Origin of the sequence: Bradyrhizobium sp. 1200_D9_N1_1, assembly GCF_052075915.1 — a bacterium.
In the GTDB taxonomy this organism is placed as follows: domain Bacteria; phylum Pseudomonadota; class Alphaproteobacteria; order Rhizobiales; family Xanthobacteraceae; genus Bradyrhizobium; species Bradyrhizobium diazoefficiens.
Genome location: NZ_CP197226.1, coordinates 7,227,359 through 7,247,719 on the forward strand (window position 1 = coordinate 7,227,359; position 20,361 = coordinate 7,247,719).

The following is a 20,361-nucleotide window of genomic DNA, read 5'->3' on the forward strand; positions in this document are numbered from 1 at the left end:
GGTTGCAGAGAACGACGTCAAGCAGCTTAGCCAAACAACTACTGCTGCGGAGTATGGGTCCCGGCCTTCGCCGGGACGACGGTTGAGAGCTTGGAGAAAGCCATGACAACAAACAACATCCACAACCTCACTCGCAGCACCGACGATGTCGTCATCGTCGGCGGCGGCCTTGCCGGACTGTTCTGTGCGCTGAAGCTCGCGCCGCGGCCGGTGACGCTGATCTCGGCGGCACCGCTCGGACAGGGCGCTTCGTCCGCATGGGCGCAAGGCGGCATCGCCGCGGCGGTGGCCGAGGGCGATACTCCGGAAGCACATGCCGCAGATACGGTTGCCGTCGGCGGCGGCCTTGTCGACGAAGCGGTCGCGCTCGGGATCGCCCGCGAGGCCGCGCCGCGCATCCACGACCTGCTCGCCTATGGCGTGCCGTTCGACCGCGATCTCGAAGGCAGGCTCGCGGTGGGGCGGGAAGCTGCGCATTCGGCGCGCCGCATCGTGCATGTGCGCGGCGACGGTGCGGGCGCAGCGATCATCGCGGCGCTGGGCGAGGCCGCGCGCCGGACGCCGTCGATCCGGCTGATCGAGGGTTTCGTCGCCGAAGCGCTGTTGACGGAAGACGGCGCCGTCTCCGGCCTTCAGCTGCGCGAGGCCGGCAATCCTGCCGCCCCGCCGGTCCTGCTCGCCTCACGCGCGGTGGTGCTCGCGACCGGCGGCCTCGGCCATCTCTATGCCGTCACCACCAATCCGCTTGAAGCAAGCGGATCGGGCCTTGCGATCGCCGCGCGCGCCGGCGCCGTGATCGCCGATCCTGAATTCGTGCAGTTTCACCCCACCGCCATCATGGTCGGCCGCGATCCGGCACCGCTGGCGACGGAGGCGCTGCGCGGCGAAGGGGCGACGCTGATCAACGCCGATGGCGAGCGTTTCATGCTGGCGCGTCATCCGCTCGCCGAGCTCGCGCCGCGCGACATCGTGGCCCGCGGCGTGTTCGCCGAGATCGCGGCCGGGCGCGGCGCATTCCTCGACGCACGGCAGGCGCTGGGCGCACGCTTCGCCGACAAATTCCCGACCGTGCATGCGAGCTGCATCGCCGCCGGCATCGATCCCGCCACGCAGGCCATCCCGATCGCGCCCGCCGCGCACTACCACATGGGCGGCATCGCGGTGGACGGGCGCGGCCGCAGCTCGATCGACGGGCTATGGGCCGGCGGCGAAGTGTCCTCCACCGGTGCGCATGGCGCCAACCGCCTCGCCTCGAATTCGCTGCTGGAGGCCGTGATCTACGCCGCACGCATCGCCGACGACATCGCCGGCCGCGCCATCCCCTCGGCTGCCCGCCTTCCCGACGCATTGGTGGCGCCGCGCGGCGGCGCACCGGATGCCGCGGTCGTGAAGCGGCTGCGCGCGACGATGAGCGCGCATGTCGGCGTGATCCGTCACGGTGACGGTCTTGCGGAGGCCGTGCACAGCTTCGCTGCGCTCGAACGTGACGCAACGAGCATCGCTGTCCGCAACATGGCGACAACAGCCCTGCTCGTCGCCGCTGCGGCCTGGACGCGGTGCGAGAGCCGCGGCGCGCATTTCCGCTCCGATCATCCGGCTGATCTCCCCGCGCAGGCGAAGAGAACGATGACCACCCTCGCAGCAGCGCGCGAGGTCGCAGAAAACCTCACCGAACGCCCAATGCCGCGCATCGCGCAACCCATGATCGCCTGACGGAGTCCTCTATGATCACCCCGACATCCCTGCTCTATCCCGACGCCTTCCTCTCGCCGCTCGCGATCGACGAGTCCGTGCACCGCGCGCTCGACGAAGATCTCGGCCGCGCCGGCGACATCACCTCGCTCGCGACGATCCCGGAGGCGACAAAAGCAAAGGCGATCCTGGTCGCACGCCAGTCCGGCGTGATCGCCGGCCTGCCGCTGGCGCTGGCGACGCTGCAAGAGCTGTCGTCCGACATCGAGGTGCGCGCGCATGTTCGCGACGCCGCGCGCATGGCCCGCGGGCAGCACGTGCTGACGATCTCCGGTCCCGCGCGCGCCATTCTCACCGCGGAGCGGACCGCGCTGAACTTCGTCGGGCGGCTGTCGGGCGTCGCGACGCTGACGGCGGACTATGTCGCGCGCACCGAAGGCAGCAGGATGCGGATCTGCTGCACGCGAAAAACCACGCCGGGCTTGCGCGCACTGGAGAAATACGCGGTGCGCTGCGGCGGCGGCTTCAACCACCGCTTCGGCCTCGACGACGCGATCCTGATCAAGGACAACCACATCGCGGTCGCCGGCGGCATCCGCCCCGTGCTGGAGCGCGCACGCGCCCACGCCGGCCATCTCATCAAGATCGAGATCGAGGTGGATACGCTGGCGCAACTGCGCGAGGTGCTGGACACGGGGATGGCTGACGCCGTACTGCTCGATAACATGGACCTTGCGACGCTGCGTGAGGCGGTGCGGATGAGCGAGGGACGGCTCAAGCTGGAAGCATCCGGCGGCGTCACGCTGGACTCGATCGCCGCAATCGCAGCGACCGGCGTCGACTACGCCTCGTCCGGCGCGCTGACGCATTCGGCGCCGAATTTCGATTGTGCACTGGATATCGAGGCGTGATTTCTTTGCCTCTCCCCGCTTGCGGGGAGAGGCCGGAATTCGCGCTGAAAGCGCGGATTCCGGGTTAGGGGGAGTCTCCGCGAGTCTAACTCTCACCGTCCCCGTGGAGAGTCCCCCTCACCCCAACCCTCTCCCCGCAAGCGGGGCGAGGGAGCACGGCTGCGCTTACGGCGACAGCCGTAAGCTATCTCAGCGCCGCTCGCTCACACCCATCTCGGCGGAGCTCTTGGCTTCCTGCGTGAGCTCGGCGGAGAGTGCGGCAGTCTGGGCCGGAGAGCCCCAGCTCGGTTCCTCGCTGCCGTCGCCCCAGGCGCGCGGGCGATAGAAGGTGTGCACGCCGGTCTTGTACATCTTCTTCATCTCGGCGACCCAGGACGGGCGCACCCAATAGGCGTGGTAATGCGTGGACTTGCCGACCTCGGGCAGCCAGATCTGGCCGTCGAGCATCGCTTTCGCGATCTTCTTGGCGCGCTCCCACATCTCGGGCTCGCGGATCACGTCGGGATTGTTGTCGCAGGCAAAGGTGAACTGGCAGGCGAAATGGCGGTGCTTGTTCTGATAGACTGCTCCGCACACCGTGTCGGGATATTTGCCGGAGAACACGCGGTTCATCACAACCTGCGCGACCGCCATCTGGCCGCGCACGGCCTCGCCGCGGGACTCGAAGTAGACCGCTTCCGCGAGGCACTTCTCGGATTTCGCGCGCGACTTGTCGTCGAGTGCGAGCCGCTCCGCCGGCGACCTGGCGCGCTGGTTGTCGGCATTGACCTCGCCCTTCGGCGCGACGCTCTCGCCGCTCTCGATGTCCTTGGCGATCTCCTCCGACGGCGGCGTCAGCGAGGCCGTCACCTTCATGTCGGGGTCGGGCATCACGATCAGCGGCTCGGCGCCGGGCTGCCAGCTCTCGATGCTCTCGAGATTGCCGCCGAGCGAGGAGCTGCCGAAGAACAGGTTCGCGGTCTTGACGCTGAAGGGATCGCGCGCCGGCGCGGCGGGCGCCGTGGCCCGCTTCAGCGCCTCCAGCGGCTGAACCGCGAACGAGCGCGCAAGGTCGCTGGCCTTCGGCGGATTGGCATATTGCGGCAACGGCGGCGCGCGAAGCGCTTCCTGGAGCTCGGGGTCGAGCGCGGCTGCGGACTCCGGCGACATCGCTTGCGGCAACGCGGCAGTCTTGGCGCCGAACACCGAGCTGTTCGACGTCGCGGGATCTTCCTGCGCGGGGGTTGCGGTCGGTGCGGCAGCGTCGGGAGACGTCGTCGGTGGTACGATAGCGAGGCGATCACCCTTCATGGAGCGATCGACCTTGGGAAAGTCGGCGGCCTGGTAGCGCGGCGGCGCCTGAAGCGCCGGATTGCGGCTGATCGCGCCGGTGACGTCACGGCCATCGAGGCTTGCGAGGCGAACCATCGCGCTCTGCGGAACCGAGGTGCCGATGGGGCGGGAAAAACTGTAGGTGGCGAGCTGGATCGAGGACGCCGCGGAATACACCTGCTTCTGCCAACGCTCGGCGACGCCGGGCTGACGCGCCAGCAGCGAGGCAATATCCTGATAGCCGGTCTCTCTCGGCATCAATGCGAAGATGCAGAGACCGATGCCGAAGGACGCGAACCGCGCGCCCTTCGGATGGTTACGCAACACTGACATCGATACGCTCACGCTACGCTAACGCCAGACAAATCGAACCGCAGTACATCCGTGCAATTCGATCTTTTTCGTAAGTATCCAATTTAGGTTGCCGGGGCGTTAATCGGCGTTGCGCGCGCGGCACACTCAAGCGATTGCAGGTGTTTTCACGGGGCAATGATGCGCCTTGGTAAATGCCGCCTCACGCGAAGCGGTAAACATCTGGTCAACGCGAATGGTGAAGGAACTCTTGCGCGCACGTATCATTACGGGACGCGCGACGAGTTCCCGGCGTTGGCGTTTGCACACAGCGCTTCCACACCACAGCAGTCATGCCCCGCGGGCGATGACACCGAGAGTGTGGCGGCATGCGCGTTCAACAGTCTCGTCATTGCGAGCGGAGCGAAGCAATCCAGACTGCCGCCGCGGAGGGATTCTGGATTGCTTCGCTGCGCTCGCAATGACGGCGTGGCAAGAGTGCCGCTCAAAATGAAAGAGGCGGGGTTGGGCCCCGCCTCTTCGCATTCAACATTTCAAATCGCCTTACGCCTGGCTCGCGACTGCCTTGCCGAGTGCGGCTTGCGCCGCGGCGAGGCGGGCGATCGGCACGCGGTAGGGCGAGCAGGAGACGTAGTCGAGGCCGATATTGTGGCAGAAGGCGACGGAAGCGGGATCGCCGCCATGCTCGCCGCAGATGCCGACCTTGAGCTTCGGGCGGGTCTTGCGGCCGCGCGCGACGCCGATCTTGACCAGTTCGCCGACGCCCTCCTGATCGAGCGCGACGAAGGGATCGATCGGAAGGATGCCCTTGGACACGTAGGTGCCGAGGAAGCTCGCGGCATCGTCGCGGCTGATGCCGTAGGTGGTCTGCGTCAGATCGTTGGTGCCGAACGAGAAGAACTCGGCGCTCTCCGCGATCTCGGCCGCGAGCAGACAGGCGCGCGGCAGCTCGATCATGGTGCCGACCTGATAGGCGAGCTTGGTGTTGGTGTCGCGCATCACGGCCTGTGCGGTGGCGTCGATGCGCGCCTTGACGAGGTCGAGCTCCATCTTGGTGGCGATCAGCGGCACCATCACCTCGAGGCCCACGGCCTTGCCGGTGCGCTTCTCGGCCTCGACCGCGGCCTCGAAGATCGCGCGCGCCTGCATCTCGGCGATCTCGGGGTAAGCGATCGCGATACGGCAGCCGCGGAAGCCGAGCATCGGGTTGAACTCCGACAGCTCGCGCGCGCGGTCGGCCAAGCGCCGCGGGTCGGTGTTCATGGCGCGCGCCACTTCCTCGACCTCGGCATGGGTATGCGGCAGGAATTCATGGAGGGGAGGATCCAAAAGCCGGATCGTGACGGGCAGGCCCTTCATGATCTCGAACAGCTCGACGAAGTCGGCACGCTGCATCGGCAGCAGCTTGGCGAGCGCTGCGCGGCGTGACTGCTCGTCCTCCGAGAGGATCATCTCGCGCACCGTGCGGATGCGGGTCTCCTCGAAGAACATGTGCTCGGTGCGGCACAGGCCGATGCCTTCCGCGCCGAACTTGATCGCTGTGCGGGCATCGTCCGGCGTATCTCCGTTGACGCGAACGCCGATCTTCCGGACCTGGTCGGCCCACTTCATCAGCGTGCCGAACTCGCCGGACAGCTCCGGCTCGATCATCGGCATGCGGCCGGCGAGTACCTGGCCGAGCGAGCCGTCGATGGTGATGACGTCGCCGGTCTTGAAGGTGCGCGAGCCGATGCTCATGGTGCCGCGGCCGTAGTCGACGCGGATGGTGCCGCAGCCGGAGACGCAGGGCTTGCCCATGCCGCGCGCGACCACCGCCGCATGCGAGGTCATGCCGCCGCGGGTGGTGAGGATGCCTTCGGCGGCGTGCATGCCGTGGATGTCCTCGGGGCTGGTCTCGATGCGGACCAGAATCACTTTGCGCCCGTCGGCCTGAAGCTTGGCCGCTTCGTCCGAGGAGAACACGATCTCGCCGGAGGCCGCACCGGGCGAAGCCGGCAGGCCGGTCGCGATCACGTCGCGCTTGGCGTTGGGATCGATGGTCGGATGCAGCAGCTGGTCGAGCGAAGCCGGATCGATCCGCGTCACCGCTTCCTTCTTGGTGATCAGGCCCTCATTGGCGAGCTCGACCGCGATGCGCAGCGCCGCCTTGGCGGTACGCTTGCCGCCGCGGGTCTGAAGCATCCAGAGCTTGCCCTGCTCGACCGTGAACTCCATGTCCTGCATGTCGCGGTAGTGCTTCTCGAGCAGCGTGTAGATCCGCGTCAGCTCCTTGAAGGCCTCGGGCATCGCCGCTTCCATCGACGCCTTGTCGGAGCCGGATTCCTTCCGCGCTTCCTCGGTGATGTCCTGCGGCGTGCGGATGCCCGCCACCACGTCCTCGCCCTGCGCGTTGATCAGGAACTCGCCGTAGAGCTTGCTCTCGCCGGTCGAGGGGTTGCGGGTGAAGGCGACGCCGGTCGCCGACGTCTCGCCCATGTTGCCGAACACCATGGCCTGCACGTTGACCGCGGTGCCCCAGGATTCCGGAATGTCGTGCAGCTTGCGATAGGTCACCGCGCGTGCGTTCATCCAGGATGAAAACACCGCTCCAATCGCGCCCCAGAGCTGGTCGTGCGGATCCTGCGGGAAATTCTTCCCGGTCTCGCGCGCGACCGCGTCCTTGTACTTGCCGACCAGCTCGACCCAGTCCTCAGCCGACAGGTCGGTGTCGAGCGTGTAGCCTTGGCTGTCCTTGAAGGTGTCGAGGATTTCCTCGAAGTGATGGTGTTCGAAACCGAGCACCACGTCGGAATACATGGTGATGAAGCGGCGGTAGCTGTCATAGGCGAAGCGGCGGTCGCCCGACAGTTCCGAGAGCGCTTCCACGGTCTCGTCGTTGAGGCCGAGATTGAGCACGGTATCCATCATGCCCGGCATCGAGGCGCGCGCGCCGGAGCGCACGGAGACGAGCAGCGGGTTCTTGGTGTCGCCGAACACCTTGCCGGTCAACTTGCCGACATGGTCGAGCGCCTTCTCAACCTGCGACTGCAACTCCTTCGGATAGGTCTTGCCGTGTGCGTAGAAGTAGGTGCAGACCGAGGTCGGGATGGTGAAGCCGGGAGGCACCGGCAGGCCGAGATTGGCCATCTCGGCGAGGTTGGCGCCCTTGCCGCCGAGCAGGTCGCGCATCTCCGTCCGGCCCTCGGCCTTGCCGTCGCCGAACGTGAACACCCATTTGCCGGCCTTGGCCGCAGCTGGCGCAGGCTTGCTCGGTGTCGGCTTCAGAGCGACCTTGGCAGCGGCCTTCGGCGCAACCGGCTTGGTCGCAGCCTTTGAAACCGCCTTGACGGCGGACTTCGCAGCCGACTTGGCCGCGGGCTTGGCAATCGGCTTCGGGGCGCTCTTGGAAAGCGCCTTGCGAGCCGCCGGCGCGGCTTTCGCCTTGACGGAGGACTTTGATTTCGCTGGTATTTTCTTAGGCTTCGAGGCGGCTTTGGCCATAGCTTGCACACAACCTGCGAGAGGAAAGGGAAATCGCGCGCCTTACACCACTTTGGGCAGGCCCGCGCAAGTCGAAGAGTTCCGGAAAATGAAGGCCTAGAGATGGAGCCACTTCAACAATCCGAGCCCTATCGCACCATTTATGATGAGAAAGATCGCGACGATGAGGTTGAGAAGCCGCGGCATGATCAGGATGAGCACGCCCGCAATCAACGACAGGATCGGCGAAATGTGGGCGACAGTGATGTGCATGAATTATCTTTCCGTGGTGGTGGGGCGAATCGCGGGCGGATCATAGCGGACCCGGTTCCGCGGGTAGAGACGCACTAGGGGTCGCACGAGTTCCCCCCTTCGCGAAAACTGCCCAAAAATGCCGCGAATGCGGCAAGGCATTTTCCGGAACATCGCGCGCGTCGCAGCATTGGCAACCGGTCGCGCCACTGGCGCCGGCTGAAATCATGTCGAAGGAGTTGCCCATGCGGAACAGGATTCTCGCTCTCGCAGCGCTTGGCGTCGCGCTCGGTGCGCCGATTGCGGCACAGGCGCAAACAGGCATTACGGTTGGACGCGCGCCCGTCGTGGTCGACGGCGGCCCGACGATTGCGGTCGAGCAGCGGCCAGCATTCCGCGACTATGTGGTCGAACAACGTGTACCGGCCTTTCGCATTCCGGATCGCGTGGTGGTTGGCGCCACCTTACCCGAGAGCGGCGTGACCTATTATGACGTGCCGCAACGTTTCGGCGCCACCACCTATCGCTACACCGTCGTGAACGGCGAGACCGTGCTGGTCGAGCCGCGCTCGCGGCGCATCGTCGAGGTGCTGGACTAGATCCTCGACGGACACGTTCCTTTCGAGCGAACCGGTATCCACTTCGCTCGAAAACGCATCGTTCAACTCGATGTCCGGCGCGTCAAATCAGGCTGACGCGTGCAGTGTTAGAATCGGACATCAGGCCCCGCCCGGTTTCCCCCGCCGGGTGGGGCTTTTTTGCGCTTCGTCATTCCGGGGCGCGCCATTTGGTGCGAGCCCGGAATCCATTTCTCTGCATCACGCGCGGCACGATGGATTCCGGGTTCGCGCTTCGCGCGCCCCGGAATGACAGTAGTGTTTGCCGCTCGGCCGCGCCTCAATCCTGGATCTTCGAGAAGTCCGCGACCGCACGCGTGGCGCTGCGGATCTCGTTCAGCAGCTTCAGGCGGTTCTCGCGCACCTTTGGATCATCGTCATTGACGCGGACCTTGTCGAAGAACGCATCGACCGGCGGACGCAGCTTCGCCATCGCGCTCATCGCGGCGGCAAAGTCTTCCTTGGCGACGGAGGCGCTTGCTTCCGCCTGCACCTCACTGATCGCCTTCGCCAGCGCCTTCTCCTCGCCGAGGCTGTAGAGCGCAGCATCCGGCGCACCATCGAACGTGCGCTTGTCCTTCTTCTCCTCGATCGAGAGGATGTTGCTGGCGCGCTTGGTGCCGGCCAGCAGGTTCTTGCCGTCGTCGGATTCGAGGAATTTGCCGAGTGCATCGACGCGGCGAACGATCATCAGCAGGTCGTCCTGGCCACCGAGGGCGAACACGGCGTCAACGAGATCGTGCCGCGCGCCCTGCTCGCGGAGCTGGACCTTCAGGCGGTCGGCGAAGAAGGTAAGCAGGTCACCCGGAAGCTTCTGCACATCGGCTGGCTTCACCGACAAGCCGGCGAGTGCGGACGCAGCCACCTTCATGAGCGACAGCCGCAACGTGTTCTCGGCAATCAACCGGATCACGCCGAGCGCCGCGCGACGCAGCGCATACGGGTCCTTGCTGCCCGTCGGCTTCTCGTCGATCGCCCAGAATCCGACGAGGGTGTCGAGCTTGTCGGCGAGTGCCACCGCGACGCTGACCGGGTCGGTCGGCACGCGATCGGCGGGGCCCTGCGGCTTGTAGTGCTCCTCGCACGCCGCCGCGACGGAGGCATCCTCGCCCTGGGCCAGCGCGTAGTACTTGCCCATCAGGCCCTGCACCTCCGGGAATTCGCCGACGACTTCGGTCAGCAAATCCGCCTTCGCCAGATGCGCGGCACGCGCCGTCTTGGCAACATCGGCGCCGACAAGCGGCGCGATCTCGGCGGCGAGCCGCTCGATGCGCGTGATGCGCGCGGCCTGCGTCCCGAGCTCCTCGTGGAACACGATCTGCTCGAACTTCGGCAAGCGGTCCTCGAGCTTGGTTTTGAGGTCCGTCTCGTAGAAGAACTTCGCATCGGAGAGCCGCGCGCGGATGACGCGCTCGTTGCCGGCGATGATCGTCTTGCCGCCGTCGGTGGCTTCGATGTTGGCGACCAGGATGAACTTGTTGGCGAGCTTGCCCGTCTTGGCATCGCTCACGACAAAGCACTTCTGGTTGTTGCGAATCGTGGCGCGGATTACTTCCGCGGGCGTCGCCAGAAATTCCTCCTCGAACGAGCCCATCAGCACGACCGGCCATTCGACGAGGCCGGCGACCTCGTCGAGCAGGTTCTGGTCCTCGACGAGATCGAAACCCTGCGCGAACGCAAGCTGCTTGGCGTCGGTGAGGATCGCGTCCTTGCGGCGCTCGGGATCGAGCACGACCTTCGCGTCCAGCAGCTTCGCTTCATAGTCCTCGAAGCGGCGCACGTTGATCGCGGCGGGCGCCAGGAAGCGATGGCCGTAGGTGGTCTGGCCGGCTTCGATGCCGTCCACCGCAAACTTCACGACATCGGGCTCTTCGGTCTCGAGCCCAAACGTCGCGGTAATCGCGTGCAGCGGACGCACCCAGTTCAGCGAGCCCGGCTTGCCCGAACGCGCGCCCCAGCGCATCGATTTCGGCCAGGGGAAGGTGCGGATGATGACGGGCAGGATCTCCGCAAGCACGTCGATCGCGTCGCGGCCGGGTTTTTCGATCAGCGCGATGTAGAAGTCGCCCTTCGGATCGCGCTGGATCTTGGCCTCGTCCAGCGACTTCAAACCTGTCGCTTTCAGAAAGCCCTGCACGGCCGCATCGGGCGCGCCCATTTTCGGTCCGCGGCGTTCGGTCTTCAGGTCGGGCTGGCGCGCAGGGATTCCGTGCACGGTGAGCGCAAGGCGGCGCGGCGTCGCGAAGGCTTTCGCACCCTCGTAGACGAGGCCTTCGGCGACCAGCTTGTCGGTGACCATGCGGCGCAGATCGTCGGCCGCCTTCGCCTGCATGCGCGCGGGGATTTCTTCCGAGAACAGTTCAAGCAAAAGATCGGGCATCAGGCCGCTCCGCCCGCTTCAGTATGGATCCAGGCCTCGCCGCAGGCCTTTGCCAGCTCGCGCACGCGAAGAATGTAGCTCTGCCGCTCCGTCACGGAGATCACGCCGCGCGCGTCGAGCAGGTTGAAGACATGGCTCGCCTTGATGCACTGGTCATAGGCCGGCAGCGCCATCAGGTGCTCTTTCCGGTTTCCCTCGCGCCAGCCCGCGTCGAGATATTTCCGGCAGGCCGCTTCCGCCATCTTGAACTGCTCGAACAGCATCGCGGTGTCGGCGACTTCGAAGTTGTGCTTCGAATATTCCCGCTCGGCCTGGAGGAAGACGTCGCCATAGGTGACCTTGGCGTCGCCATCGCGGCCGTTGAAATTGAGGTCGTAGACGCGGTCGACGCCCTGCACATACATCGCGAGGCGCTCGAGCCCGTAGGTGAGCTCACCCGCGACCGGCGCGCATTCGAAGCCCGCGACCTGCTGGAAATAGGTGAACTGGGAGACTTCCATGCCGTCGCACCAGCATTCCCAGCCAAGGCCCCAGGCGCCCAGCGTCGGGCTCTCCCAATCGTCCTCGACGAAGCGGATGTCGTGCACGGCGGAATCGATGCCGATCGCGGCGAGCGACTTCAGGTACAGCTCCTGAAGGTTCGGCGGCGACGGCTTCATGATCACCTGGAACTGGTAGTAGTGCTGCATCCGGTTCGGATTCTCGCCGTAGCGGCCGTCCTTGGGCCGGCGCGAGGGCTGCACATAGGCCGCGTTCCAGGGTTTCGGCCCGAGCGCGCGCAGGGTGGTCGCCGGATGGAAGGTACCCGCGCCCATCTCCATGTCGTAGGGCTGCAGGATCACGCAGCCCTGCTCGGCCCAGAACCGCTGGAGCGCGAGGATGAAGCCCTGGAACGAGCGTTCCGGGCGCATATGGGCGGGCAAGGAGGCGTCCATCGTCAGATCAGGCTCTCGCGGGGGGTTTTGAATCGCGCGGGACCGTATCGACGGCAGGGATGGGAATCAAGGCAAAGGGGGTGGAAATGGCCGTCATTCCGGGGCGCCCGAAGGGCGAACCCGGAAGCTCGAGATTCCGGGTTCGGTCCTGCGGACCGCCCCGGAATGACGCCGTGTGGAAGGTGCAGCTAACCCGGGCGATACGCCCCGGTCACGGGGTCACGCTTCAGCGTCTGGATGTCCCCCATATGGGCGGCCTCGGCGACGCGCGCGAGGCGCATCTCCTCCAGCTCCTGGTTGATCCGGACAGCGGTCTTGTAGGCCCAGCGGACCACGGCAAGCCCGCCCAGGACGCCCGCGAAAGCGACGAACGGCGGCATCGGTCGATCCTTGTCTAGTGCTCAGCCCCCACGCACATTCTTGCGCAGACCGGGCCGCGCCGCAATTGGCCCGGCTTCAAGTCTCCTTGGGACCAAATGGCGCGGAAGACCGCGCCCTAGAACCCGAATTTCGCCCAAATCGCCCGCGTTTCGACCGCCGAGATCAGCTCGTCCGGCAGCCCGGCCATTGATTCCAGGGCCGAAAGCTGGCCTGCGCCGGGCGATTTGCGCCCCAGAAGGCCGGACAGCAGCCCGGTCGGCTGCGCGATCACGGGGGTGAGAACCTTCTCGCCATAGCGGGCACGAAGAGTTGAGCGGAGATCGCCGATGCCGTCGGCCAGCCCCAGCGCGATCGAACTCGCGCCGGCCCAGTATTCGCCGGTGAACAAGGTGTCGTCCTCGCCCTTGAGCCGCGCGCCGCGGCTCTCCCTCACCAGCGCAATGAAGATCTGGTGGATCTCGCGCTGGAGCGCCTTGAGCTTGGCGACGTCGTCGGGGTTTTCGGGCAGGAACGGATCGAGCATCGCCTTGTGCGCGCCGGCGGTATAGAGCCTCCGCTCGATGCCGAGCCGCTTGATCGCGTCCTGGAAACCGAAGCTGCCGCCGACCACGCCGATCGAGCCGAGGATCGAGGACGGATCGCAGAAGATCTCGTCGCCCGCACAGGCGATCATGTAGCCGCCCGACGCCGCGACGTCCTCGACGAACACCAGCACCGGCAGCTTCTTCTCCGCCGCGAGCTGCTTGATGCGCAGATAGATCTGGCGCGACTGCACCGGCGAGCCGCCGGGCGAATTGATCACCAGCGCCACCGCCTTGGCGTTCCGCATCGAGAAGGCCCGCTCCAGCACCCGCGCGACGCCTGCGAGCGTCATGCCCGGACGCAGCGGCGTCACTGCACCGATCACGCCTGACAGCCGCACCACCGGCACCACCGCCGTGCCGGGGCGGAAGCGCGCCGGCAGATATTGCATGAGCTTGTCGGCCAGGCCGGAACTCTCACGATCGTTCAATTGTTCGGCCATGCCGTTACCTCTGTTTAACCATTTTTTATCACGCGACTGTCATTGAAAGTGCCTGGAACGTGTTTTGCAGAATTCCCGTCGGGAAGCTGCAATGAAGCAGCGGAGGAAACGCCATGAAGATCTATCTGCTGTTGATGCTGATCGGTGCGCTTTTCACGGCGATTCGCTTTACGTCCCCGCAAGAACAGCAGTCGGAATCGCTGCCGCAGTAGGCCGTCACAGCTCCGCCAGCGGCAAGACTGCCCTTCCCTCCAGAATATCCGTCACCTCTTTTTTAGGCACGTGTGACTCTTCGTTAAGCATGAGGCCCGGCAGCAGGCGCGTCGGCGCCCTGCCGCCTTTGATCGCGCGCACCAGCACGCGGATCGCGGGCCGTCCCGCTTCGCCATGAACCGGCAGGATCGCAAGGCTGCCGAAGCCGCGTGACAGCGCTGCCAAAATCTCGGCGATTCCATCCGCGCGCCAGATCAACGTCAGCACACCGTTCGACCGGAGGATACGCCGCGCTGCATGCACCCACGCATGCAGCGTCTCCTCCGTCGCCACATGCGCGATATGGCGCGCCTGGTCCGGCGAGCCGCGATGGCGCACCGGATCGTTGAAGGGCGGGTTCATCAGCACACTATCGACGCTGTCGGGCACGAGCCCATGTGCCACGAAAGCCTGCGCATCGGCCGTGACGTCGAGCACGATCGTCTCGGCGGCAATCGCGTTCGCCGCCGCATTGGCGCGCGCGAGCTCCGCCAGTTCCGGATCGATCTCGACCAGGCTGAGCCTGATCCCCGCCACGCGCCGGCCAAGCGCCAGCCCGGCCGTGCCGATGCCGGCGCCGAGATCGACCACGCGGTCGCCCGCTCTCGCCTCCGTCGCCGCCGCGAGCAGGATGGCGTCATGCCCGGCGCGATGCCCGGACCGCTTCTGCTTCAGCCGCAACTGGCCGCCGAGAAAGGCGTCCTCGGTGATGTCGGCCTCAATCATCGCCGCGCAGTTCGTGGCTGAGCCCCGCCTCGGTCAGGAGCTGCCGGGCCTCCTGGGCGTCGTCCTCATGGACCAGGATCCGCCGCGGCAAAATGCCGAGCGAGCCCTCGATGATGCTCATGTTCTGGTCCAGCACCAGATGATGGATATTGGCGCCGTCGAGCAGCGCGCCGATCGCCGACACCAGCACCATATCGTTGGTCCGAACCAGTTCACGCAAAACGCAGGTCTCCTGCCTGAAAGGGGTTAAGCGGCAAATGTCAATGGTTCCGCGGCACTTGCCGCGTCCGCCTCCAGTTTCTATTGTATTTCCATCAGAATAGCCCTTCCGGGGCAAATATTGGAGACCGGCGTGGCCGTCATCGTACCTTTCGAAACTCCCGGCGCGTCGATCGAAGAGCTGGTTGCCCTTGTCGCCGGTGACATGGAGCGCGTCAACGCCACGATCCTGTCGCGGACCGGTTCCGACGTAACCATGATCCCGGAGGTCGCCAACCATCTGATCTCCTCCGGGGGCAAACGCCTGCGGCCGATGCTGACGCTCGCCATGGCGAACCTTGCCGGCTACACCGGCGACGGCCACATCAAGCTGGCGGCCTCCGTCGAGTTCATGCACACCGCCACCCTGCTCCATGACGACGTCGTGGACGAGAGCGAGATGCGCCGCGGCAAGCTGTCGGCGCGCATGCTCTGGGGCAATGAGGCGAGCGTGCTGGTCGGCGACTTCCTGCTCGGCCAGGCGTTTCGCATGATGGTCGAGGTCGGCTCGCTCCGCGCGCTCGACATTCTTTCCGCGGCGGCCGCCACCATCGCCGAGGGCGAGGTGATGCAGCTTGCGGCCGCCAAGAACACCGCGACCACCGAGGACGAATATCTCGCCGTGATCCGCGGCAAGACCGCCGAGCTGTTCGCGGCCGCCTGCGAGGTCGGCCCCGTGATCGCGAACCGCCCGAAGGCGGAGCAGACCGCCTGCCGCTCGGTCGGCATGAATCTCGGCATCGCCTTCCAGCTCGTCGATGACGTGCTCGACTATGGCGGCAAGAGCGCCAAGCTCGGCAAGAACACCGGCGACGATTTCCGCGAGGGCAAGATCACGCTGCCGGTCGTGCTCGCCTTCCGCCGCGGCAACGACACCGAGCGCGCCTTCTGGATCAAGGCGCTGGAGCGCGGCGAGATCGGCGATACCGACCTCGACCACGCCATCGGCCTGATGAACAAGCACCGCGCGCTCGAGGACACGCTGAGCCGCGCCCAGCACTACGGCGCCATGGCGGTGGACGCGCTGGCGCTGTTCCCGTCGTCGCCGATGAAGAGCGCGCTGGAGCAGGTCGTGGCGTTCTGCCTGGCGCGGTCGCATTAGCGGCCTGAGGGTCTTTCTGCTTCTGCTATCAACCCCGTCATCCTGAGGCGCGAGTGGCGCGATGCGAAGCATCGCGCCGGGAGCCTGCACGGCCCGGGCCGTCGCCCTTCGAGGCTCGCCGAAGAGGCGAGCACCTCAGGGTGACGGTGTTCGATCAGTGCGCATTGCCCCCAGATCGTCATTGCGAGCGCAGCGAAGCAATCCAGAGTCCCTCCGCGGAAACGGTCTGGATTGCTTCGCTGCGCTCGCAACGACGGAGCAAGGCGCGCAAGCCCTGCTCGCCAATTCGCATTTTCAAATCACAGAGACAGGTTCGCAATCGCACAACTCGCCCGCGCGCGATGAAGCTGCTCACCTAGTAACTTGCATTTTGCAAGTTACTCTCCTATCCTCCCGCCATGCAGCCCAAATCCCCCTCCATCCTGGAATGCCCGGTCGGCCGCGCCGTGGAGACGGTCGGCGAATGGTGGAGCATATTGATCCTGCGGGATGCGTTCCAGGGCGCGACGAAGTTCGACGAGTTCTCGCAAAATCTCGGGATCGCGCCGAACATCCTGTCGCGGCGTCTCGCCCATCTCACCGCGTCAGGCATGTTCGTCCGCCGCCGTTACAGCGAGCGGCCACCGCGTTACGAATATGTGCTGACGGACAAGGCGCGGGATTTCTTCCCCGTGGTCGCCGCGCTGCTCGCCTGGGGCAACAGGCATCTCGCACCGAAGGGTGAATCCATTCTGCTGGCGAGCCGGGCCGATCGCCGTCCGTTCGACCCGGTCGTGGTCGATGCCGCCGACATGCAGCCGATCACGCTCGACAATGCGGTCATCATCGCTGGGCCGCGCGCCAGCCGCGGGATGCGCAAACGGCTCGCTTCGCTCAAGGCCATGAACCCGGCCATTGCGCCGGCTGGAGACTGATATGCGTCGTATCGTCGTGACGGGAATGGGCGCGGTGTCGCCGCTCGCCTGCGGTGTCGAACTGTCCTGGCGCCGGCTGCTGGCAGGCCAAAGCGGGCTGCGTCCCCTGCCCGAATGGGCGCAGGCGCTCCCCGCGCGCATCGCGGGCCTCGTGCCCGACAAGGCCGGCGATGCGGACGGCGGCTTCGATCCCGCGCAGGCCGCCGCGCCGAAAGACCAGCGCAAGATGGACCGCTTCATCCTGTTCGCGCTGCTCGCCACCGCCGAAGCGGTCGCACAGGCCGGATGGACACCGCAGGACGCGAGCGCGCTGGAACGGACCGCGACGGTCATCGGCTCCGGCGTCGGCGGCTTTCCGGCGATGGCGGAGGCAGTGCGCATCACCGAGCAGCGCGGCGTGCGCCGGCTCTCGCCATTCACGATCCCCTCGTTCCTCGCCAATCTCGCCGCCGGCCACGTCTCGATCAAATACGGCTACAAGGGACCGCTGGGAACGCCGGTCACGGCCTGCGCCGCCAGCGTCCAGGCGATCGGCGATGCCGCGCGCATGATCCGCGCCGGCGAGGCCGATGTGGCGATCTGCGGCGGCGCGGAGGCCTGCATCGACATCGTCAGCCTCGGCGGCTTCGCCGCGGCGCGCGCGCTGTCGAGCTCCTTCAACGAGGAGCCGAGGCGCGCCTCGCGCCCGTTCGATCGCGACCGCGACGGCTTCGTCATGGGCGAAGGCGCCGGCATCCTGGTGATCGAGACGCTCGAGCATGCGCTGGCGCGCGGCGCGACACCGATCGCGGAGATCGTCGGATACGGCACGACGGCGGACGCCTACCACATGACGTCGGGGCCGCCCGATGGCGACGGCGCGCGCCGCGCCATGGAGATCACACTGCGGCAGGCGCGGCTTGAGCCCGGCGAATTGCAGCACCTGAACGCGCATGCGACGTCGACGCCCGCCGGTGACGAAAGCGAGCTTGGCGCGATCGGCGCGCTGTTCGGCCGTAGCCGCAGCATCGCGGTGAGCGCGACCAAATCGGCCACCGGCCATCTGCTCGGCGCCGCCGGCGGGCTGGAGGCGATCTTCACCGTGCTCGCCTTGCGCGATCAGGTCGCGCCGCCGACGCTCAATTTCGAGAACCCCGACGCGAGCGCTGATGGCATCGACATCGTCTCAGGTAGCGCGCGGCCGATGCCGATGCGGCACGCCATCTCCAACGGATTTGGCTTCGGCGGGGTGAATGCCTGCGTGATCTTCCGCCGGATGGACTAAACGACGGGCCTTGCAATCGCCCCAAGCATCGCTACGACAGCAGGATGACCGACACGAATTTCTGGCTGTTCCTTGCCGCGGCATCTCTCATTGCCGCCATTCCCGGCCCCGGCATTTTCTACGTGGCGGCGCGGACCTTGTCCGAGGGGCGCGGCAGCGGCTTTGCCTCGACCGCAGGCACGGCGCTGGGCGGGCTGGTTCATGTCGTCGCCGGCAGTCTCGGCATCTCCGCCATCATTCTCGCCAGCGCCGAGCTGTTTGGCGCCGTCAAATTCGTCGGCGCGCTCTATCTGGTCTGGCTCGGCATCAAGACGTTTCGTAGCGCCGGCCGCGCACTGTCGCTCGAAAGCGAGCCCGTCGGCGACAGGCGCGCATTCCGCGACGGCGTGCTGGTCGAGGCGCTGAACCCGAAGACCGCGGCGTTCTTCCTCGCCTTCATTCCGCAATTCCTCGATCCCATGGGATCGAACCCCACGCTGCAATTCATCGTGCTCGGCGCGATCTCGGTGACGCTAAACACGCTCGCCGATGTCGTCGTGGTGCTGATGGCGTCCGCGACGCGCACGCAACTGATCGGACGGCCGCACCTGATGCGGCGCCTCACCCAGGGCTCCGGCGTCTTCATCGCGGGCCTCGGACTCTCGCTCGCGCTGGCGCGGCGGCCGGCAAATGGCTAGCGCCCCGCAAAGCCGCTTCTATGAATCGCACGGCCTGCGGCTGCATTATGCCGATTGGGGCAACGAGGGCGCGCCGCCGCTCATCCTGGTCCACGGCGGCCGCGATCATTGCCGCAGCTGGGACGTCATCGCCAGATCGCTGCAACCGCATTTTCACGTGCTGGCGCCCGACCTGCGCGGCCACGGCGATTCCGACTGGACCAAGGGCGGCAGCTACGCGCTGACGGAATATGTGTACGATCTCGCCCAGCTCGTCCGCGGCGTCGCAGCGCCTCAAGTGACTCTCGTCGGCCATTCGATGGGCGGCATGGTGAGCCTGATCTTTACAGGATCGTTCCCCGAGCAGGTCGCGAAGCTGGTCGTGCTCGACGGCGTGACCATGTTGCCGGACGCGCCGAAGCCGCCGGCGCACGAGCGCATCAGCAAATGGGTCGGCCAGCTCGACAAGCTGCACGACCGCACGCCGCGCCGCTATTCCACCCTCGCGGATGCCGCAGCGCAGATGGTGCTTCACAACAGGCGGCTCTCCCGCGACCTCGCGCTGCATCTTGCAACGCACGGCGCGCGACGGAACGAGGACGGCACCTATAGCTGGAAGTTCGATCCCTACCAGCGCGCCTCTGCGCCGCACCGGCTCTGGCCGGACGATCACGTCGAACTCTGGTCGCGCATCGCCTGCCCGACGCTGTTGCTGAATGCCGGCGAAAGCTTTCTGGCGGGTGCCAGGGCCGCAGGCCTGGAGCGCTATTTCCCGCAGGCGCGTGTCGAGACCATCGCCGGCGCGGGGCACTGGCTGCAGCATGACAAGCCGCAGGAGGTGTTGGGTGAGATCCGGCGGTTTCTCGGGCTGGCCGAGGACGGCGCGGGTTAGCTCCACTGCCGTAGGGTGGGCAAAGCGAAGCGTGCCCACCACTTCGATCGCGTCACTTGGATGCATGTTGGGCACGGCGCTATCGCGCCTTTGCCCACCCTACGGCAGTGTCGTCGGAGAAATACCTAAATTAGCTCAACGTCCCCGCATGCACCCACCAGCCGGGGTGATCGCGCCGGATCTTTTCCGCGGCAGCATGTGCCTCGGCCGGCGCGCCATAGATCGCAAAGCAGGTCGCGCCCGAGCCGGACATGCGGGCGAGCTTGACGCCGGCGGAGTCGCGTAGCGCCTCCAGCACCTCGCCGATGACAGGTTCGATGCGCATCGCGGGGGCTTCGAGGTCGTTGGCGACGGTTTCGAGAACCTCGACCCAGTCGGCAATCGAGGCGCCCTCCTCCGGCCAGGCCGGGGCTCCGATGACGGAGGTGGCGCCGACCAGCAGCTCGCCGTTGCGCAGGCCCAGCGCCTGGAACACGTCCTTGGTCGCGACCGGCACGCGCGGATTGACCATCACGCAGGGCATGCTCGGCAGCGCGAGCGGCAGCAGCTGCTCGCCGACGCCGGTCATGTCGCAGGCGCGCGAATACAGGCACACCGGCACGTCGGCGCCGGTCGCGAGCGCGACCTTCTGGAGGCGGGGATCATCGAGCGACAGGTTGTTGAGACGCGCCAGCAGCCGCAGCGCTGCCGCTGCATCCGCCGAGCCACCGCCGATGCCGGCCGCGACGGGCAGCACCTTGTCGAGCGCAAAGGCGCCCAGCTTCAGGTTCGGCACGGCCTCGGCCAGAAGCTTTGCGGCCTTGAACACGAGATTGTCGGCAGTATCGCCGCATGCTGCGGCCAGCGGCCCGGTGGTGGCGAGCTTCAGCTCGCCGCCCGGCTCCAACGTGAGCCGGTCGGCGCAATCGGCAAACGCCACCACGCTTTCGAGATCATGATAGCCGTCGGCACGACGGCCGACCACGCGAAGGCTCAGATTGACCTTCGCGCGCCCCTCTTCAATCAACGCCGGCATCGGCGACA

The 20,361-nt window shown here is 66.4% G+C and carries 18 protein-coding genes; 8 read left to right on the forward strand and 10 right to left on the reverse strand.

The annotated features are described in order from the left end of the window. Nucleotides 1-102 precede the first annotated feature (102 nt). The gene (locus AB5K84_RS34530; RefSeq protein WP_011085328.1) at nucleotides 103-1,713 is read left to right on the forward strand and encodes an L-aspartate oxidase; all 1,611 of its coding nucleotides are present in this window, start codon (nucleotides 103-105) and stop codon (nucleotides 1,711-1,713) included. Between the two features lie 11 nt (nucleotides 1,714-1,724). Beyond that, entirely contained in the window at nucleotides 1,725-2,603 is an 879-nt protein-coding gene (nadC, locus tag AB5K84_RS34535) for a carboxylating nicotinate-nucleotide diphosphorylase (RefSeq protein WP_011085327.1), read from the forward strand. 189 nt (nucleotides 2,604-2,792) lie between these two features. On the opposite strand, the gene AB5K84_RS34540 is transcribed toward nadC, so the two are convergent. The 3 genes from AB5K84_RS34540 to AB5K84_RS34550 form a co-directional block, all read right to left on the reverse strand. Continuing rightward, nucleotides 2,793-4,247 (reverse strand): cell wall hydrolase, encoded by a 1,455-nt coding sequence (locus AB5K84_RS34540; RefSeq protein WP_038965917.1) that lies wholly within the window; start codon nucleotides 4,245-4,247, stop codon nucleotides 2,793-2,795. 522 nt (nucleotides 4,248-4,769) lie between these two features. After that, complete coding sequence (ppdK, locus tag AB5K84_RS34545) at nucleotides 4,770-7,706, reverse strand: pyruvate, phosphate dikinase (protein ID WP_063921419.1); 2,937 nt, start codon at nucleotides 7,704-7,706, stop codon at nucleotides 4,770-4,772. A 96-nt stretch (nucleotides 7,707-7,802) separates the two neighbouring features. After that, a complete protein-coding gene (locus AB5K84_RS34550; protein WP_074077234.1) occupies nucleotides 7,803-7,958 on the reverse strand; it encodes a DUF3096 domain-containing protein in 156 nt (51 codons plus the stop codon). 224 nt (nucleotides 7,959-8,182) lie between these two features. Here AB5K84_RS34550 and AB5K84_RS34555 point away from each other — a divergent pair, with 224 nt between their 5' ends. Then, on the forward strand, nucleotides 8,183-8,536 hold the full coding sequence (locus AB5K84_RS34555; RefSeq protein WP_038965925.1) for a DUF1236 domain-containing protein: 354 nt from the start codon (nucleotides 8,183-8,185) through the stop codon (nucleotides 8,534-8,536). Nucleotides 8,537-8,834: 298 nt separating this feature from the next. Here AB5K84_RS34555 and glyS read toward each other — a convergent pair whose 3' ends face one another. From glyS to AB5K84_RS34585, 6 genes are all read right to left on the reverse strand, one after another. Further along, nucleotides 8,835-10,934, reverse strand: a complete 2,100-nt coding sequence (gene glyS, locus AB5K84_RS34560; protein ID WP_011085323.1) for a glycine--tRNA ligase subunit beta — start codon at nucleotides 10,932-10,934, stop codon at nucleotides 8,835-8,837. Beyond that, the gene (locus AB5K84_RS34565; protein ID WP_011085322.1) at nucleotides 10,934-11,869 is read right to left on the reverse strand and encodes a glycine--tRNA ligase subunit alpha; all 936 of its coding nucleotides are present in this window, start codon (nucleotides 11,867-11,869) and stop codon (nucleotides 10,934-10,936) included. Before AB5K84_RS34565 ends, glyS begins: the two co-directional genes overlap by 1 nt. Before the next feature lie 188 nt (nucleotides 11,870-12,057). Continuing rightward, the gene (locus AB5K84_RS34570; protein ID WP_028175609.1) at nucleotides 12,058-12,249 is read right to left on the reverse strand and encodes a hypothetical protein; all 192 of its coding nucleotides are present in this window, start codon (nucleotides 12,247-12,249) and stop codon (nucleotides 12,058-12,060) included. 116 nt (nucleotides 12,250-12,365) lie between these two features. Further along, nucleotides 12,366-13,274 carry a S49 family peptidase gene (locus tag AB5K84_RS34575; protein WP_011085321.1) on the reverse strand — a complete coding sequence of 303 codons (909 nt, stop codon included), beginning with the start codon at nucleotides 13,272-13,274 and terminating at the stop codon, nucleotides 12,366-12,368. 216 nt (nucleotides 13,275-13,490) lie between these two features. Next, the gene (locus tag AB5K84_RS34580) at nucleotides 13,491-14,252 is read right to left on the reverse strand and encodes a tRNA1(Val) (adenine(37)-N6)-methyltransferase (protein WP_011085320.1); all 762 of its coding nucleotides are present in this window, start codon (nucleotides 14,250-14,252) and stop codon (nucleotides 13,491-13,493) included. Continuing rightward, nucleotides 14,245-14,472 carry a putative signal transducing protein gene (locus AB5K84_RS34585; protein ID WP_011085319.1) on the reverse strand — a complete coding sequence of 76 codons (228 nt, stop codon included), beginning with the start codon at nucleotides 14,470-14,472 and terminating at the stop codon, nucleotides 14,245-14,247. The genes AB5K84_RS34580 and AB5K84_RS34585 overlap by 8 nt, the downstream gene beginning before the upstream one ends. 132 nt (nucleotides 14,473-14,604) lie before the next feature. Between AB5K84_RS34585 and AB5K84_RS34590 the strand changes: the two genes are divergently transcribed. The 5 genes from AB5K84_RS34590 (at nucleotide 14,605) to AB5K84_RS34610 (ending at nucleotide 19,338) form a co-directional block, all read left to right on the forward strand. Beyond that, nucleotides 14,605-15,612: a polyprenyl synthetase family protein gene (locus AB5K84_RS34590; RefSeq protein ID WP_011085318.1), complete on the forward strand. Its 1,008-nt coding sequence runs from the start codon at nucleotides 14,605-14,607 to the stop codon at nucleotides 15,610-15,612. A gap of 398 nt (nucleotides 15,613-16,010) precedes the next feature. After that, on the forward strand, nucleotides 16,011-16,526 hold the full coding sequence (locus AB5K84_RS34595; protein ID WP_011085317.1) for a winged helix-turn-helix transcriptional regulator: 516 nt from the start codon (nucleotides 16,011-16,013) through the stop codon (nucleotides 16,524-16,526). A 1-nt stretch (nucleotide 16,527) separates the two neighbouring features. Continuing rightward, nucleotides 16,528-17,790 (forward strand): beta-ketoacyl-ACP synthase II, encoded by a 1,263-nt coding sequence (gene fabF, locus AB5K84_RS34600; RefSeq protein WP_011085316.1) that lies wholly within the window; start codon nucleotides 16,528-16,530, stop codon nucleotides 17,788-17,790. A 44-nt stretch (nucleotides 17,791-17,834) separates the two neighbouring features. Beyond that, nucleotides 17,835-18,467 (forward strand): LysE family translocator, encoded by a 633-nt coding sequence (locus tag AB5K84_RS34605; RefSeq protein ID WP_011085315.1) that lies wholly within the window; start codon nucleotides 17,835-17,837, stop codon nucleotides 18,465-18,467. Further along, nucleotides 18,460-19,338: an alpha/beta fold hydrolase gene (locus AB5K84_RS34610; protein ID WP_011085314.1), complete on the forward strand. Its 879-nt coding sequence runs from the start codon at nucleotides 18,460-18,462 to the stop codon at nucleotides 19,336-19,338. The genes AB5K84_RS34605 and AB5K84_RS34610 overlap by 8 nt, the downstream gene beginning before the upstream one ends. 130 nt (nucleotides 19,339-19,468) lie before the next feature. Here the strand turns inward: AB5K84_RS34610 and AB5K84_RS34615 are convergent, their stop codons facing one another. Next, on the reverse strand, nucleotides 19,469-20,353 hold the full coding sequence (locus tag AB5K84_RS34615) for a 4-(cytidine 5'-diphospho)-2-C-methyl-D-erythritol kinase (protein WP_038965922.1): 885 nt from the start codon (nucleotides 20,351-20,353) through the stop codon (nucleotides 19,469-19,471). Nucleotides 20,354-20,361: the final 8 nt, after the last annotated feature.

What these genes read in the sequence shown, in the direction of transcription:
- AB5K84_RS34575 (WP_011085321.1), bottom strand. Translation starts at nt 13,274, where the DNA reads ATGGCCGAACAATTGAACGATCGTGAGAGTTCCGGCCTGGCCGACAAG.
- nadC (WP_011085327.1), top strand. Translation starts at nt 1,725, where the DNA reads ATGATCACCCCGACATCCCTGCTCTATCCCGACGCCTTCCTCTCGCCG.
- AB5K84_RS34555 (WP_038965925.1), top strand. Translation starts at nt 8,183, where the DNA reads ATGCGGAACAGGATTCTCGCTCTCGCAGCGCTTGGCGTCGCGCTCGGT.
- AB5K84_RS34540 (WP_038965917.1), bottom strand. Translation starts at nt 4,247, where the DNA reads ATGTCAGTGTTGCGTAACCATCCGAAGGGCGCGCGGTTCGCGTCCTTC.
- AB5K84_RS34565 (WP_011085322.1), bottom strand. Translation starts at nt 11,869, where the DNA reads ATGGACGCCTCCTTGCCCGCCCATATGCGCCCGGAACGCTCGTTCCAG.
- AB5K84_RS34550 (WP_074077234.1), bottom strand. Translation starts at nt 7,958, where the DNA reads ATGCACATCACTGTCGCCCACATTTCGCCGATCCTGTCGTTGATTGCG.
- AB5K84_RS34605 (WP_011085315.1), top strand. Translation starts at nt 17,835, where the DNA reads ATGACCGACACGAATTTCTGGCTGTTCCTTGCCGCGGCATCTCTCATT.
- ppdK (WP_063921419.1), bottom strand. Translation starts at nt 7,706, where the DNA reads ATGGCCAAAGCCGCCTCGAAGCCTAAGAAAATACCAGCGAAATCAAAG.
- glyS (WP_011085323.1), bottom strand. Translation starts at nt 10,934, where the DNA reads ATGCCCGATCTTTTGCTTGAACTGTTCTCGGAAGAAATCCCCGCGCGC.
- AB5K84_RS34615 (WP_038965922.1), bottom strand. Translation starts at nt 20,353, where the DNA reads ATGCCGGCGTTGATTGAAGAGGGGCGCGCGAAGGTCAATCTGAGCCTT.
- AB5K84_RS34570 (WP_028175609.1), bottom strand. Translation starts at nt 12,249, where the DNA reads ATGCCGCCGTTCGTCGCTTTCGCGGGCGTCCTGGGCGGGCTTGCCGTG.
- AB5K84_RS34610 (WP_011085314.1), top strand. Translation starts at nt 18,460, where the DNA reads ATGGCTAGCGCCCCGCAAAGCCGCTTCTATGAATCGCACGGCCTGCGG.
- AB5K84_RS34580 (WP_011085320.1), bottom strand. Translation starts at nt 14,252, where the DNA reads ATGATTGAGGCCGACATCACCGAGGACGCCTTTCTCGGCGGCCAGTTG.
- AB5K84_RS34530 (WP_011085328.1), top strand. Translation starts at nt 103, where the DNA reads ATGACAACAAACAACATCCACAACCTCACTCGCAGCACCGACGATGTC.
- fabF (WP_011085316.1), top strand. Translation starts at nt 16,528, where the DNA reads ATGCGTCGTATCGTCGTGACGGGAATGGGCGCGGTGTCGCCGCTCGCC.
- AB5K84_RS34595 (WP_011085317.1), top strand. Translation starts at nt 16,011, where the DNA reads ATGCAGCCCAAATCCCCCTCCATCCTGGAATGCCCGGTCGGCCGCGCC.